Origin of the sequence: uncultured Polaribacter sp. (assembly GCF_947503875.1) — a bacterium.
Taxonomy (GTDB): Bacteria; Bacteroidota; Bacteroidia; order Flavobacteriales; family Flavobacteriaceae; genus Polaribacter.
Map to the genome: position 1 here is coordinate 127,160 of NZ_CANNFH010000001.1, position 14,713 is coordinate 141,872.

General features: G+C 30.8%; 14 protein-coding genes. 4 read left to right on the plus strand and 10 right to left on the minus strand.

What is annotated here, in order from left to right:
* Nucleotides 1-2: 2 nt before the first annotated feature.
* The 5 genes from tilS to lpdA form a co-directional block, all read right to left on the minus strand.
* The gene (tilS, locus tag Q0684_RS00555; protein ID WP_299012095.1) at nt 3-1,313 is read right to left on the minus strand and encodes a tRNA lysidine(34) synthetase TilS; all 1,311 of its coding nucleotides are present in this window, start codon (nt 1,311-1,313) and stop codon (nt 3-5) included.
* A gap of 80 nt (nt 1,314-1,393) precedes the next feature.
* The gene (locus Q0684_RS00560) at nt 1,394-1,630 is read right to left on the minus strand and encodes a hypothetical protein (RefSeq protein WP_299012096.1); all 237 of its coding nucleotides are present in this window, start codon (nt 1,628-1,630) and stop codon (nt 1,394-1,396) included.
* Between the two features lie 23 nt (nt 1,631-1,653).
* Complete coding sequence (locus Q0684_RS00565; protein ID WP_299012097.1) at nt 1,654-2,955, minus strand: anthranilate synthase component I family protein; 1,302 nt, start codon at nt 2,953-2,955, stop codon at nt 1,654-1,656.
* Nucleotides 2,956-2,976: 21 nt separating this feature from the next.
* On the minus strand, nt 2,977-4,191 hold the full coding sequence (locus tag Q0684_RS00570; RefSeq protein ID WP_299012098.1) for a hypothetical protein: 1,215 nt from the start codon (nt 4,189-4,191) through the stop codon (nt 2,977-2,979).
* Nucleotides 4,192-4,302: 111 nt separating this feature from the next.
* Entirely contained in the window at nt 4,303-5,703 is a 1,401-nt protein-coding gene (lpdA, locus tag Q0684_RS00575) for a dihydrolipoyl dehydrogenase (protein WP_299012099.1), read from the minus strand.
* 134 nt (nt 5,704-5,837) lie between these two features.
* On the opposite strand from lpdA, the gene Q0684_RS00580 reads away from it, so the two are divergent.
* Both Q0684_RS00580 and Q0684_RS00585 read left to right on the plus strand, forming a co-directional pair.
* Complete coding sequence (locus Q0684_RS00580; protein ID WP_299012100.1) at nt 5,838-6,311, plus strand: heme-binding domain-containing protein; 474 nt, start codon at nt 5,838-5,840, stop codon at nt 6,309-6,311.
* A gap of 8 nt (nt 6,312-6,319) precedes the next feature.
* Nucleotides 6,320-7,594: a glycosyltransferase family 4 protein gene (locus Q0684_RS00585; protein ID WP_299012101.1), complete on the plus strand. Its 1,275-nt coding sequence runs from the start codon at nt 6,320-6,322 to the stop codon at nt 7,592-7,594.
* A 43-nt stretch (nt 7,595-7,637) separates the two neighbouring features.
* Here the strand turns inward: Q0684_RS00585 and Q0684_RS00590 are convergent, their stop codons facing one another.
* Nucleotides 7,638-8,861 (minus strand): carboxypeptidase-like regulatory domain-containing protein, encoded by a 1,224-nt coding sequence (locus Q0684_RS00590; protein WP_299012102.1) that lies wholly within the window; start codon nt 8,859-8,861, stop codon nt 7,638-7,640.
* Nucleotides 8,862-8,948: 87 nt separating this feature from the next.
* Complete coding sequence (locus tag Q0684_RS00595; protein ID WP_299012103.1) at nt 8,949-10,985, minus strand: M3 family metallopeptidase; 2,037 nt, start codon at nt 10,983-10,985, stop codon at nt 8,949-8,951.
* A gap of 434 nt (nt 10,986-11,419) precedes the next feature.
* On the opposite strand from Q0684_RS00595, the gene Q0684_RS00600 reads away from it, so the two are divergent.
* Nucleotides 11,420-11,590 (plus strand): hypothetical protein, encoded by a 171-nt coding sequence (locus Q0684_RS00600; RefSeq protein ID WP_299012104.1) that lies wholly within the window; start codon nt 11,420-11,422, stop codon nt 11,588-11,590.
* Between the two features lie 129 nt (nt 11,591-11,719).
* Here Q0684_RS00600 and purE read toward each other — a convergent pair whose 3' ends face one another.
* From purE to Q0684_RS00615, 3 genes are all read right to left on the minus strand, one after another.
* On the minus strand, nt 11,720-12,199 hold the full coding sequence (purE, locus tag Q0684_RS00605; protein WP_299012105.1) for a 5-(carboxyamino)imidazole ribonucleotide mutase: 480 nt from the start codon (nt 12,197-12,199) through the stop codon (nt 11,720-11,722).
* A gap of 83 nt (nt 12,200-12,282) precedes the next feature.
* A complete protein-coding gene (locus Q0684_RS00610) occupies nt 12,283-13,440 on the minus strand; it encodes a 5-(carboxyamino)imidazole ribonucleotide synthase (RefSeq protein ID WP_299012106.1) in 1,158 nt (385 codons plus the stop codon).
* Between the two features lie 50 nt (nt 13,441-13,490).
* Entirely contained in the window at nt 13,491-13,913 is a 423-nt protein-coding gene (locus Q0684_RS00615; protein WP_299012107.1) for a phosphoribosylaminoimidazole carboxylase, read from the minus strand.
* Nucleotides 13,914-14,070: 157 nt separating this feature from the next.
* Here Q0684_RS00615 and greA point away from each other — a divergent pair, with 157 nt between their 5' ends.
* On the plus strand, nt 14,071-14,544 hold the full coding sequence (gene greA / locus Q0684_RS00620) for a transcription elongation factor GreA (RefSeq protein ID WP_299012108.1): 474 nt from the start codon (nt 14,071-14,073) through the stop codon (nt 14,542-14,544).
* The last annotated feature ends 169 nt before the right edge of the window (nt 14,545-14,713 follow it).

The following is a 14,713-nucleotide window of genomic DNA, read 5'->3' on the forward strand; positions in this document are numbered from 1 at the left end:
ACTTAGTTTAAAGTGATTTTTAAACCATTTATTGCTGTTTTTAATTGAAACCTTTGGTCTTGTCTTTTGCCAATTATCCAAATAATTTCATCATTTGTATTGCAAAGTAACCAAGTTTGTTCTTTTTCTAAAAGCGATAGTTTTTCGTCTTTAAAATACTTACTCAATTTCTTCTTGCCTTGCATTCCTGCTGGATAAAAATAGTCGCCATTTTGCCATTTTCTTACAGTTAAAGGATATTGTATTTTATCTTTAGCAACATAAATGGTGTTTTTGTTGTTAATACTTATTGCATCAACATTTTCAAAAGTTAGATGTATTGGGTTTGTAATGGCTGCTGTGTTTTCTTGAATTTGAGATTTCTCGACTCCGCTCGAAATGACATTCGTTTTTTTAGACAGTATTAAAAATCCTCTATCTTTTAACAAAACATGCGTTTTAGACAGTACTTTTTTACCAGATTGTGCCGTAAGTAAATTGTAAACATCGTTAAATGCTGTAAATTGATATTTTTTTAAGAGCTGATACAAATACGCTTTTGGTTCTGATAATTTGTTTATTTCAGCAATATTAATTTTTGTCATTTCGAGCGCAGTCGAGAAATCTTTGCTTATAATTGATGAAGAAACTTCTGAAATTCTATCCACAATAATATGTTTACTTTCCTTCAAATTCCCTATGGTTTTGGCAAAACTTTCCAATAAATTGGGATTGATTTCCTTTAAAACAGGTGCTACTTTATGTCTAATTTTATTACGGACGTATTTAGTGGATGCATTGCTTTGGTCTTCTCTCCAAGAAATATTATTTGCTTTAGCAAAAGTTATAATTTCTTCTCTAGAAAAGGGGAGAAGAGGTCGTATAATATTGCCATTTTTTTCTGGAATTCCTGTAAAACCATCTAAACCAGAACCTCTAGTTAAATTAATTAAAAAAGTTTCTAAATTATCATCTGCATGATGTGCTGTTAAAACATAGTCATAACCATTTTTTTCAATTAAATCTTGAAACCATTCGTAACGCAACTCTCTTGCCGCTAACTGAATAGAACCCACAGGTTCTATGCAAATCTGTGCAATGTGCGGTTCTATTTTTAGTTTTTGCGCTAATGTTGCCACAAAATCTTCATCTAAATCACTTTCTTTTCCTCTAAGATTAAAATTGCAGTGTGCTAAAGAAATATTATAATGTAATTGCTGTAAAAGATGCGTTAATACCACAGAATCTACACCACCAGAAATGGCAATTAATAGTTTTTTTCCTTTTAAAAAAGGAAGATTATTATGGATGTGATTTTTTAGTTTTTGTAGCATTCTAAATCAAAAGTAACTAAATAAATAGTTTTTTGTGAGGTGAAAGAGCGTTTAGATTTTTAAAACGTGAAAGTTCTAATTTATTGCTGTTTTTTTAACCAAATTCTAATTTCTTTTCGCAAAGAAACTTCTGGTTTTGGTAACGGAATTGTTTTGCCAAATTGTTTACTTCTATTAAATTTAGAAAATGTAATTTTTAACTGTTTCCATTCTTCAGGATACAACGCTAAAAACTGATTAAACATATTTTGTTCGCCGGGTTTTTCCGTTAAACTTTCTAATGTTTTTTGAAACAATTCTTCTTTATTTAATATCATTTTTTCTAATTTAACTGCTAAAACTACGCATTATTTAAAAGCACATATTTCATGGCTTTTGCTTTTAATAAACATTCTTCGTATTCTTTTTCAGGGATAGATTTTGCGGTAATTGCACTACCAACAGAATAGGAAATATACTTTTTTTCTTCATTATATAGTATACTTCTAATTACTACATTAAAATCGAAATCGCCAGTAGGCGTAAAATAACCAATAGTGCCAGAATACAAACCACGTTTGGTTTTTTCTAGTTTTTCTATAATTTGCATTGCAGAAACTTTTGGGGCACCTGTCATGCTTCCCATAGGAAAAGTATCTCTTAAAATAGTAATGGGATTTGTGTGTTCTTCAATTTCAGAAACCACTGTAGAAATCATTTGATGTACTTGCTTAAAAGGATATACTTTGCACAATTCCTCTACTTTTACAGAGCCTTTTTTGGCAGTTTTAGATAAATCGTTTCTTACCAAATCTACAATCATTACATTTTCTGCACGTTCTTTAATATCTCTTGCTAAATCTGCCGCAATTTTTGCATCATTAATAGCACTTACCAACCTTTTTGCAGTACCTTTTATAGGTTGCGAAATTATTTTTTGACCTTCTTTTTTAATATATCTTTCAGGTGATGCACATAATGCATAATGCTGGTCTATTTTTAAAAATGAAGCAAATGGAGGTTCAGAAATTGTATTAAGATGCTGGTAAGTTGCAACAGGATTTATAGTGCTATTTTCTGCATAAAACTCTTGGCAGTAATTGGCCTCATAAATATCGCCTCTTTTAATATGTTCTAAAACTTGGGTTACTTTTTTATGATATTCTTCTTTATGCGTGCGTAATTTTATTTTGATAGCTGTTTTAGATTGCTGGGTAGTTTGATTTTTAGCTTTTTGGATTACATCAAAATCGTCTTCAATTTCATCAGCTACCATATTTAGATAGTGAAACTCAACTGTATTCCCTTTCATAAAAATAAGTTTTTGTGGCTGAAAAAAGTACAAATCTGCAAAGTTTAAACCATCGTAATTTTTAGAAGATAGTTTTTCTACTGCATTTTTTACATCGTAAGTAATGTACCCAAAAATATAGTCTTTTGTGGTTTGTTGGTATTCTTCTAACTTATCAAAAGCGTTTGAATAATCGGTTTTAATTGCTGTAAATTCTTCTACAGCTAAAGCGCAGTTAAAGTTGGTGTATTGTTGTTTGTAATTGTTAGAATCTAGCCAAATTGTGGTATTAAATTGTTGCGCCCAACACAATAAATTATCTTTAAATTGAGTGAGATTTGTAATGGTAAATATCTGGATAGTTCTTTGCATAGTAAGCAATACAAAATGGTTTTAGTTAGAAATTGGTATTTGCAGTTGTGCGCCTGTTTGTATGTCTGGTGAGTTATTTAGGTACAAATCTTGTTTTACATAAATAGAAAAAAGATATTTTTTTCTGGCATAAGTATAAATAATACTCCAAGAAGATTGTTGTTCATGTAATTTTTCGAAACCATTTTCCCAACCAGAATGTATGGCTTGCCACTCGCCAACTAATTGATAATAATTGGCTTCATCTCGCTTAAAAAAGCTAGTTTGCCTTTGGTAATTTACACCAAAAGCATGATAATTATTTTTACGGGTATATTTTGTAAACTCTACCATTGCCTCTAAACTACCAAAGAAATTATTGTTTCCAAAATTTATAACTTCACCAAAATTAACTATATTTTTTCTTAAGTATGCACTTCCAAAGGAAGATCTAATTTCATTTTTATTTTTTAAAACCCATTCTTTTATTAGGTTTCCAGAAACGCCTATATCTAAAGAAGGATTAAATTGCGACAGGTTAATACCTAAATGCGAGCCAAAATTTACAAAAATGTTTTTCTTTTTTAAGGTTTTAAAATCTGGATAATAAAAGTGATTCACTTCTAAACCTCCCACAAAGAAGTCTCCATTATTTTGCTCTAAAATATTGCCATCTCTATCTTGATAACGAATATTCACCTGATTTAAGCCGTAAAATCGTCTTCCAAAAGGATCTTCTCCACCAGCAATATTGCTATGAAACCACTCTATAAATTCATCACTAGAAATGGTAGAAAACGGATATTTTCCTTTGGTAATTAAATACGAACGCAGTGTAATGCCTAACTCGTGGTTTTTGCTGATTTTTGTATTAAAATCTACTCTAAAATTCTTGTAAACTCCATCAATAATAATATTAGAATACTCAGAAGGTGTAGTTTGTTGGTCTTGATAATAGCGCCTGTTATACCATATTAATTGGCGCAATTCATTTCTTGTAGCTTGGTCTTTTGGTATGTATTGTTCTACAAAAGGATGAAAGGTGTTGGCACTTGCATAGGTAAAACTCAAAGTGCTTTTACTTACAGGTTTAGTTCTAAAGTTTTGGTTTATACGTGCAGAAAAAATACCAAAAGGATGAATAGGCACCATGCTAGGTTTATCAATTCCGTTTTTTATAGCAAGCGTATCTCTTGTTTGCCCAAAAAAAGATAGGCTACACCAGATAAAAATAAAAAAAAGAATTTTTTTAAACATCACGTAAAATTAACCAAAGTTTTGCAAACAAAAAGACCTTACAAATCAAAATGCCAAAACTTTGTGTAAAGCATTTATCTGTAAGGTCTAAAATTTTGTTACTTAAAAGTTTTAAGCATTTAAAGGCTTTCCGTCCCAAGCAGCTTTTGCAGCTTCTTTAACTGCTTCTGAATACGTTGGGTGACCATGACAAATTCTTGCTAAATCTTCTGCAGATGCTCTATATTCCATAGCTACAGCAGTTTCCATAATTAAATCTGCAACACGTGCACCAACCATGTGCACTCCTAAAATTTCGTCTGTATTTTTGTCTGCTAATACTTTTACAAAACCATCAATATCTCCACTAGCTCTAGATCTACCTAAAGCACGCATAGAAAATTTACCAGCTTTGTAAGTAACACCAGCATCTTTTAATTCTTGCTCTGTTTTACCAACAGCAGCAGCTTCTGGCCAAGTATATACAATACCAGGAATTAAATTATAATCAATATGTGGTTTTTCGCCAGCTAAATATTCTGCAACAACAACACCTTCTTCTTCCGCTTTATGCGCCAACATTGCACCTTTAACAACATCGCCAATGGCGTAAATGTTAGCAACATTGGTTTGTAAATGATCGTTTACAGTAACTTGGCCACGTTCATTAACTTCAACACCAACTTTTTCTAAACCTAAACCATCTGTGTAAGCACGTCTACCAACTGCAACCAAACAATAATCTGCCGTAAATTCTACTGCTCTATCTTTTTTATCTGTAGCTTTAACGGTAATAATGTCTCCATTTCTTTCAACAGCATTTACTTTATGGCTTGTTGCAAATTTTACACCTTGCTTTTTAAATACTTTTTGCATTTCCTTAGAAACGTCAGTATCCATGCCAGGTAAAATTTTGTCCATATACTCAACCACGGTTACATTTGCACCTAATCTTTTGTAAACAGAACCCAACTCTAAACCAATTACACCACCACCAATTACTACTAAATCTTTAGGTACTTCTTTTAATTTTAAAGCTTCTGTAGAAGTAATAATACGTTCTTTATCTAAGTTGATAAAAGGTAAATTTGCAGGTTTAGAACCTGTTGCAATTATAATGTTAGTTCCTTCTATAACTTCAGTTGAACCATCACTTTTTGTAATATTAATATGTGTTGCATCTTTGAAAGAACCCATACCTTCATAAACATCAATATTATTTTTGTCCATTAAGTATTTAATTCCGCCAGTTGTAGTTTCTACAACTTTGGCTTTTCTGTCTATCATTTTACCAAAATCAAAACTTGGTTTTCCTACAGAAATTCCATGTTCTTCAAAATGATTTACAGCATCATAAAAATGATGTGAAGAATCTAATAAAGCTTTAGAAGGAATACAACCCACATTTAGACAAGTACCGCCTAAAGTTGCGTATTTTTCTATTAATGCCACTTTTTTACCTAATTGAGAAGCTCTAACACCAGCAATATATCCCCCAGGACCAGAACCAATAACAATAATATCGTATTTCATGAGTACGTTTTTTTGCGTATTTTATAATCTTTCGATTTAATTTATACTAATAATATGCGAAAATAAGCATATTATCGTAGAATAATGATAGAATTTAGTAGTTTTACTGCTTAAATTATTCTTAAACTTAAAAGATGAAAGTTTTAAAAAAGATACTTCTTGCTTTGTTGCTTATTTTAGTAGTAGCTCAGTTTTTTAGACCAGATAAAAATGATGGCAATTTAACATCTGTAAATACTTTTTTGGCAGAGACAAATCCGCCTGCAAACGTTAAAAAAATATTAGAAACTACTTGTTTTGATTGTCACTCTAGTAAAACCAATTATCCCTGGTATAATAGTGTAACTCCTGTAAATTATTGGTTAGAATCTCATATAAAAGATGGTAAAAAACATTTAAATTTCTCTAAATGGAGTGCATATTCTGTAAAGAAAAAAGAGCATAAAATGGATGAGCTGCATGAAGAAGTAGAAGAAGGAGAAATGCCTTTAAATTCTTATAGTTGGACGCATGGAGACGCTAACTTAACGCCAGCACAAATTGATGCTGTTGTGGCTTGGGGTAAAAAAGTACAAGCAGATTATAAGCAACAAATGAGTGCCAAATAGTTTTTGGTTTGCAAAAACAGAAACTCTTAATAATTGGTGCAGTTTGGGTAGAACCACAATCTTCTGCTGCAGGCAAAAGAATGCTGCAATTGATTGAAGAATTCAGAAACAATAATTTTGATATAATCTTTGCAACCACTGCTCAAAAAACTACAAACGCTTTAGATTTAACTAATTTAGGTGTAAAAGAAGTTGCAATTGCTTTAAATAATGTTTCTTTTGATGCTTTATTAAAAGATTTGCAGCCTAGTGTTGTTTTGTTTGATCGGTTTATAACCGAAGAACAATTTGGTTGGCGCGTTGCAACACAATTGCCAAATGCGCTTACTATCTTAGATACAGAGGACTTGCATTGTTTGCGAAAAACAAGAGAAATCTGCCATAAAAAAAAGGTTTCTTTTTCTGTTGAAGAATTGCTAAAACGAGACATTACAAAAAGAGAAATTGTAGCCATTTTAAGATGCGATTTGTCCTTAATCATTTCTACTTTTGAAATGGAATTGCTAAAAAATACCTTTAAAATAGATGCTTCAATTTTAATGTATTTGCCTTTTCTTTTAGATGAAATTTCTGAAAAACAGCAAAAACAATTGCAACCATTTAAAGAACGAAATCATTTTATTTTTATTGGTAATTTCTTTCATCAACCTAATGTAGATGCAGTTTTAACACTTAAAAAAGAAGTTTGGCCAGAAGTTAGAAAACAACTTCCTAAAGCAGAATTACATGTTTATGGTGCTTATGTAAAGCCACAAATTCAGCAATTGCATAACCCAAAAGAAGGATTTATGATTAAAGGTTTTGCAGCAAATGCCAATGAAGTTGTAAAAAATGCGAAAGTAGTTTTGGCACCGTTAAATTTTGGAGCAGGCATTAAAGGAAAATTAACAGAAGCTATGCTTTGTGGTACACCAAGTGTAACCACAAAAATAGGAGCAGAAGGTATGCATGGCAATTTACCTTGGAATGGTTTTGTGACAAACGATTATAAAGATTTTGCAAAAAAAACTATTCAGCTTTATACGGATGAAGAAATATGGCATACTTCCCAAAAAAACGGATTTAGTATTATAAATCAGTTGTATAGTAAGGCTAAAAATTCTAAATTATTTTTTGATAAATTATTTGAAATTCAAGAAAGCCTAGAAAAACATAGACAAGTTAATTTTTTAGGTAGTTTGTTGCAGCATCAAACCTTAAATGCTACAAAATATATGAGTAAGTGGATTGAAGCGAAAAATAATCCCATCCCAAATTTCCCAAAGGGAAATAGCAAAAACTAATTTTTTATATTTTATAGATTTCCAATTTCCAACTGAAAACTGCTTACTGAGAACTGCCAACTGGAACATAATCTAAAGGTAAAGAATTGGCAAACTTCTCAAAAGACCAATAGCCTTCATACAATACCGCTAAAGGATTTTCTAGCATGCCGTTTTTCTCTATTTTAATGGGCATTGTGTTTGGTAGAAGTGTAGAGGTTTGGTAGGTTGGTGTTCTTAACTTACTAAAAGTATTTCTTAATATAAAAGCCATTTCCTCTTTCTCTTTGGTGTAAACAAGCACTAAATTATGCTTAAAATTAAAATATGTACCATTTGGTTTTCTTTCAATAATGTCTTTAATAGGAACTTTAGATTTGTACAAATAATCTTTAAATTTTGGCAATCTTGCTTTTCTAGAAATAACCAATGCAGAATCTAATTTTGTTTTTGGGTTTTCTATTTTTTTAGAAAAATTTAAGTTGGCAAGGTTTAAACGGATTAATGTTTGTGCTTTTTTAATTTCTAGAGCTGTTGGCCTTTCAGGATTTGGCAATCTTTTAAATTGGTGTACTAAAAAACCGTCTTTATAAGTAGTGTTTCTTAATATAGATTGATAGAAGTGCAAATAAGAGCCATTGTAAGCAGTTAATCTATTTTTTGCCCATTTGCGTTGTTTTCTTTGGCCACCTTTTAGTGTTTTGTAACGGGCATAACCTAAATATACGGTAGTTTGATTACTGCGCTCAAATTCATCTAGTTCATATATAATTTCATAGCCTAAACTTTTATTTTTTATGATAAGGGGTTTTCTTGCAATGGCAATTAATAAATTGGTTTTTCTATTAAAATCAAAATGTAAAACTTTGGGATTTTCTATTTTACAATCTTCTGCAAATTTAGTTGTTCCTAAAAAATCTTTTTTAAAACTTTCTAAATTGTATCTCCATTCTTGGTTATAAATTGTTTTTTTAACTACAATTTCATTTAAAGTATTGCTAGTTTCTTTAAGAACAAATTTTAGCGGTTTTTTATAAGTTGAAGTATTTAGGTTGTAAATAATTTTTTCATAACCCAAATAAGAAATAACTAACTGATAAAGACCTTTTTTTACGGGTAATGTAAATTCTCCTTTTGCATTGGTGGTTGTGCCTAACATTGTATTATTTAAATATACAGCGGCACCTTGCAATACACTATTTACTTCATAAACTTTTCCTGTAATTATAATTTGTGAAAAACAGAAAGAAGAAAGAAAGAGTAACAAAATTGAAAATCGAATTCTCATTTCATAAAAATAATAAATAAAAATTCGATTTTCTTTAAAATAATTAATTACTGTTTCTAATTAACTTTAAGTGTTAGAAAAAGTACATTAAATTAAACCTGCTCTTCTTAAAAGTGCATCTGGTTTTGGTGCTGCACCTCTAAAGCGTTTGTACAATTCCATAGGTTTTTCTGTACCACCTTTAGATAAGATGTGTTCCTTAAATTTTGTAGCGGTTTCTTTGTTAAAAATACCCGTTTCTAAGAAATATTCAAAAGCATCTGCATCTAAAACCTCTGCCCATTTGTAAGAATAGTACCCTGCAGAATATCCACCTTGAAAAATATGAGAAAAAGCAGTACTCATAGCATTTTCGGCAACATCTGGGTATAATTTTGTGTCTGTAAATGCAGCAGTTTCAAAATCTTTTAAAGAAGTTATGTTTGATGGATCTTTAGAGTGCCATTGCATATCTAGTAACCCAAAACTTAATTGTCTTAAAGTTTGCATGCCTTCATGAAAACTTGCAGAGGCCTTAATTTTTTCAACATATTCCATAGGAATCACTTCTCCTGTTTCGTAATGTTTTGCAAATATTTCTAGTGCTTCCTTTTCATAACACCAATTTTCAAAAATTTGACTTGGCAATTCTACAAAATCCCAAGATACAGAAGTTCCAGATAAACTGTTGTAGGTAGTATTGGCAAGCATACCATGCAAAGCATGGCCAAATTCGTGAAACAAGGTAGTAACTTCATTAAAAGTTAATAAAGAAGGTTTTGTTGGTGTTACTCCATCATTGCTCAGCACAGGCTTTGTAAAATTACAAACTATAGACACTTGAGGTCTTTCGTTAATACCATTTTTTATTTGTTGTGGTTTGTAAGAGGTCATCCATGCACCATTTCGTTTGCCTTTTCTTGGATGAAAATCGGCATAAAAAACCGAAATAAAATTACCATTTGTGTCTGTAACATGGTATGTTTTTACATCTTCGTGGTACTTTTGAATGGTAGTTGTTTCTTCAAACTCTAAATCAAATAGTTTATTAGCAATTGTAAAAACGCCTGCTATTACGTTTTCTAATTGAAAGTAGGGCTTTAAAACTTCTTGGTCTAAATCAAAAATTTCTTTTTTTAGTTTTTCTGAATAATAGGCACCATCCCATTTTTGTAACTCTTGAATTCCGTCTAATTTATTGGCAAAATCGGTTAAATTTTTAAATTCTTTTAAAGCCGCTGGTTTTGCTTTTTCTAATAATTCATTAGAAAAATTAAATACAGTTTCTGGCGTTTCTGCCATTCTCTCTTCTAAAATAAAAGCTGCGTGCGATTTGTAACCCAATAAATTTGCTCTTTTATGGCGAAGGTTTACAATTTCTAATACAATTTTCTCATTGTTATGCGCATTGTTTTTAAATCCCTTTTTGCCATTGGCAATAGCCAATTTTTTACGCAGTTCTCTATTGTCTGCATAGGTCATAAAAGGTATGTAACTTGGGTAATCTAAGGTAAAAATATAACCTTTTTTATTTTTTTCTTGCGCCAATTGTTTTGCGGCCTCTTTTGCAGACTCTGGCAACCCAGCAAGATCTTTTTCTGCTGTTAAATGCATTTCAAAAGCATTGGTTTCTGCCAAAACATTTTCGCCAAATTGTAAAGAAAGTTTAGAGAGTTGTGCATCAATTTCTCTTAGCTTATTTTTATCTACTTCATTTAAATTTGCACCGTTTCTAGAAAAACCTTTGTATTGTTTTTCTAAAAGCATTTGTTGCTCTTTGGTTAATTCTAAATCTTTACGACTATCATAAACTGTTTTTATTCTTTTAAATAATGGCGCATTTAAAGTAATATCATTTCTAAATTCACTTAACCAAGGAGAAACTTCTTGTGCAATTTTTTGCATTTCTTCATTGGTTTCTGCAGAGTTTAAATTAAAAAAAATACTGGTAATTTTATTTAATTTTTCACCAGAAAAATCTAAGGCAACTGTTGTATTTTCAAATGTAGGTGCTTGCGTATTATTTACAATGGCTTTTATTTCTTTGTTAGCAAGTGCAATTGCCTCTTTTATTGCGGGTTTGTAATTTTCATTAGTAATTGCAGCAAAAGGAGGTGTATCAAAATCGTTTAAAAGTACATTCATTTTCTTATATTTAATAAGAATCAAAGATAATTATTAAAAGATTAGTTTAAAACTTAACTAAAAAAATATCCATTTATCGGTAATTTATTCTCGTTTAACTAATAAAAGCTATAAATATAGAGTAATACAATACTTTTATTTAAAATTGAATTAAAGTTAAAGTGTAATGCAATAGTTTAAAGAGAATATTTATGAGATTTATAAAAAAAGTATTTTCCGGTTTTATTACTTTTATTACTCATATTATTGTTGCTTAAATACCTTCTGGAGTTGACTTTAGCTTAAATAGATCTTGTGATTTTATTATGATATCAAATATAGAGGCCATATACTTACTAAATATTAGAAATAGAACAATTGAGTTTTGGTTTAAGCCTGCAGACATAACCTCTAAATAGGTTTTATATGAAGAAGGTGCGCAAGTAAACACTTTTATGTTTTTTATTGAAGCGGGTAGAGAGTATGCAGGAGTATATAGAAATAATACAGAGGGCGTTTCAAATAGAAGAATGTTTAGATCTGCAGTTAGAGAAGTCGCTGTAAATAAATGGACTCATATTACTTTAAATTTAGAAGGTACTATTTCAGCAGATTTACCTTTTTAAAGCTTTTTTAAATAATACTCAAATTCAAAATAAAAAATTAGTGATACACCAATTAGTCATTTCATCTAAGAAAAAATAAAACCACTAAACAATTTTATGCTTAATGGTTTTGTTGTTTTCTATGATGTATTATTTTTTTACGCGTTCAGCAGCTTTTTCTACCTTAATTTTTAAGCCTTCTTTGTAGGCAATAATTTTATCTAAAACACATTGGTCTGAAGCGCCAATAATTTGTGCCGCTAAAATACCTGCATTTTTTGCACCATCTAAGGCAACTGTTGCTACAGGCACACCACCAGGCATTTGTAAAATAGATAATATAGAATCCCAGCCATCTATAGAGTTTCTACTTTTTACAGGAACACCAATTACTGGTAAAGGGCTCATGCTAGCCACCATTCCTGGTAAATGAGCTGCGCCACCTGCGCCAGCAATAATTACTTTTATACCTCTTTTATGTGCGTTTTTGGAGTATTCAACCAATTTTTCTGGAGTTCTATGTGCAGACACAATGTCTACTTCAATAGAAATGTCCATACTTTCTAATATATCTATTGCTTCTTGCATTACTGGAAGATCAGAATCGCTTCCCATTATTATTCCTACCATAAATCTTAGATTTACCCTGAATTTGTTTCAGGGTCTGTTGTTTTATTATTTAGAAGCTGAAATAAGTTCAGCTTAATTTACAATTACTTTGCTATTACCTTTATCGTCTCTTTAACCTCCTGAGCAATAACTCTAGCTTTGTCAATATCTTTATTTACTATGGTTACATGACCCATTTTTCTAAAAGGGCGTGTTTCTTTTTTACCATAAATATGAGGTGTTACACCATCTATTTTTAAAATTTCCTCAATATTTTCATAAATTACTTCTCCAGAAAATCCTGCAGCACCAACAAGATTTACCATAATTCCTGCAACTTTACTTTCTGTATTTCCTAACGGAAGATTTAAAATGGCACGCAAATGCTGTTCAAATTGACTAGTATAACTGGCTTCTATGGAATAATGACCAGAGTTATGCGTTCTTGGCGCTACTTCATTCACTAAAATTTCATCTGTTGTGGTTTGAAACATTTCTACAGCCAACAAACCAATAAAATCTAATTTTTCAGCAATATGTAAAGCAGTTTCTCTTGCTTTTTTCGCAACATTATTAGCTATTCTAGCAGGGCAAATTACATACTCTACTTGGTTTGCTTCTGGGTGAAATTCCATTTCTACTACAGGATATGTTTTTGTTTCTCCCGCTTTGTTTTTAGCAACAATTACCGCCAATTCATTCTTAAAAGGTATGAGTTGTTCTGTAATACATTCTACATTTGGTAAAGATTCTAAATCGGCAATATTTCTAACAATTTTTACACCATTACCATCATAACCAAAACGCGCAGCTTTCCAAACAAAAGGAAAAGTTACAATATTGTTTTCATAAGAATGTTTTAATTCTTCTAAATAAGCATAATGAGAAAAAGGAGCAGTAGGTATTTTATGATCTATATAAAAGTTTTTCTGTCTTGCTTTACTCTGTATAATCCTTAAATCTTTGGGTTTGGGATAAATGGGTAAACCTTCACTTTCTAACTTATCTAAAGCGTCTAAATTTACATTTTCTATTTCTATAGTTAGTAAATCTACGGTTTTACCAAAATTGTAAACAGCATCAAAATCTAATAAATCGCCCACTACAAACGTATCGCAAATTGCAGCACAAGGCGCGTTTTTGTTACCATCTAAAATAGCAGTATGTATGTCTAATTTTTGAGTTTCGGCAAGTAGCATTCTACCTAATTGACCGCCACCAAGAACGCCCAATTTAAAATCTGAAGAAAAGTAATTTATCACGAGTAAAATTGTTGTGTTTTAGCAAAAGTACACAACTCTGCTCACTTTCACTAAAAATTAGTTATTCTAATTGAAGAGCCATTTTTTAAAACACGATATTCTCTTGCAGCACATTCAAAACCATCTGTTTGTGGTGCGCCACCAAAATGAACGCTGTATTCGCTATTGTCGCAAGCGCAAGTTAAAACCAACCCTTTTTCAAAAGTCATAGGAGCATCACAATCATTTTGTGGACAAAGTTTATCAAAAGCAACAAAATCGTTGCCGTTTTTATTAAATAGTAATACACCATTTATACCACCAACTAAATCTACAAAACCTCCTGGGGTTTGTGCGTTTATAAGTTGTGGGTTATTTAAATCTGTGGTTATATTTAAAGGTAAATCTGTACGTAAACAATTTTCTGGTACATCATTACTAGAACAGCTTGTAAGAAATATTATACAGATTAATATAAATACATTTTTTATCATAATTTTAGGTTTTCACTATTTTAAAAACGCAAGCAAGTTACAAATATTTTGTACATTTGTTAAAGAATCTCATTCCTTTTGCGGGCAATGAGATTTTTAAATTTAACCCAAAAGGGTATTTGTAAGAAAAAGTAGTACCATTAAAAAGACAATAATTATGAGCGATATATCTTATTATTCACCAGAAGGTTTAAAAAAACTAAAAGACGAATTATTGCAATTAGAGCAAGAGGAAAGGCCAAGAGTTACTCAAGAAATTGCAGATGCAAGAGATAAGGGAGATTTAAGTGAAAATGCAGAATATCATGCAGCTAAAGAAGAACAATCTCACTTAGAGTTTAAGATTGCAAAGTTAAAAAATGTGGTAGCAAATGCCCGTATTTTAGATGAAAGTCAATTAGATACTTCTAAAATTTTAATACATTCTAATGTAGTTATTAAAAATACTACAAATGGTATGGAGTTTAAATACAGATTGGTAGCAGATTCTGAAACCGATGTTAGAAATGGTAAATTATCTGTAAACTCGCCAATTGGTAAAGGCTTATTAGGTAAAAAAGTAGGTGAAATTGCAGAGATAAAAGTGCCAAGTGGTATTATGAAATTTGAGATTGTAGAAATTTCTAGATAGTTTTTTTAGAAGCTATCTCCCGCTTTTCACTATATCTTTTTACTTACATTAGAATTTACATTCTAATGTAAGTAAAAAGGATGCCGTTTCAGTCGGGGCTAAACTTGTTTGTAAACTTTTAGCCTAAAAGCAAATAATTATACTTTTAAAACATAAAAATTCGGATTTT

Bases quoted from the DNA above. Each gene is read 5' to 3' on its own strand.
- tilS (WP_299012095.1), bottom strand. From the start codon at position 1,313: ATGCTACAAAAACTAAAAAATCACATCCATAATAATCTTCCTTTTTTA.
- Q0684_RS00560 (WP_299012096.1), bottom strand. From the start codon at position 1,630: ATGATATTAAATAAAGAAGAATTGTTTCAAAAAACATTAGAAAGTTTA.
- Q0684_RS00565 (WP_299012097.1), bottom strand. From the start codon at position 2,955: ATGCAAAGAACTATCCAGATATTTACCATTACAAATCTCACTCAATTT.
- Q0684_RS00570 (WP_299012098.1), bottom strand. From the start codon at position 4,191: ATGTTTAAAAAAATTCTTTTTTTTATTTTTATCTGGTGTAGCCTATCT.
- lpdA (WP_299012099.1), bottom strand. From the start codon at position 5,703: ATGAAATACGATATTATTGTTATTGGTTCTGGTCCTGGGGGATATATT.
- Q0684_RS00580 (WP_299012100.1), top strand. From the start codon at position 5,838: ATGAAAGTTTTAAAAAAGATACTTCTTGCTTTGTTGCTTATTTTAGTA.
- Q0684_RS00590 (WP_299012102.1), bottom strand. From the start codon at position 8,861: ATGAGAATTCGATTTTCAATTTTGTTACTCTTTCTTTCTTCTTTCTGT.
- Q0684_RS00595 (WP_299012103.1), bottom strand. From the start codon at position 10,985: ATGAATGTACTTTTAAACGATTTTGATACACCTCCTTTTGCTGCAATT.
- Q0684_RS00600 (WP_299012104.1), top strand. From the start codon at position 11,420: ATGTTTTTTATTGAAGCGGGTAGAGAGTATGCAGGAGTATATAGAAAT.
- purE (WP_299012105.1), bottom strand. From the start codon at position 12,199: ATGGTAGGAATAATAATGGGAAGCGATTCTGATCTTCCAGTAATGCAA.
- Q0684_RS00615 (WP_299012107.1), bottom strand. From the start codon at position 13,913: ATGATAAAAAATGTATTTATATTAATCTGTATAATATTTCTTACAAGC.
- greA (WP_299012108.1), top strand. From the start codon at position 14,071: ATGAGCGATATATCTTATTATTCACCAGAAGGTTTAAAAAAACTAAAA.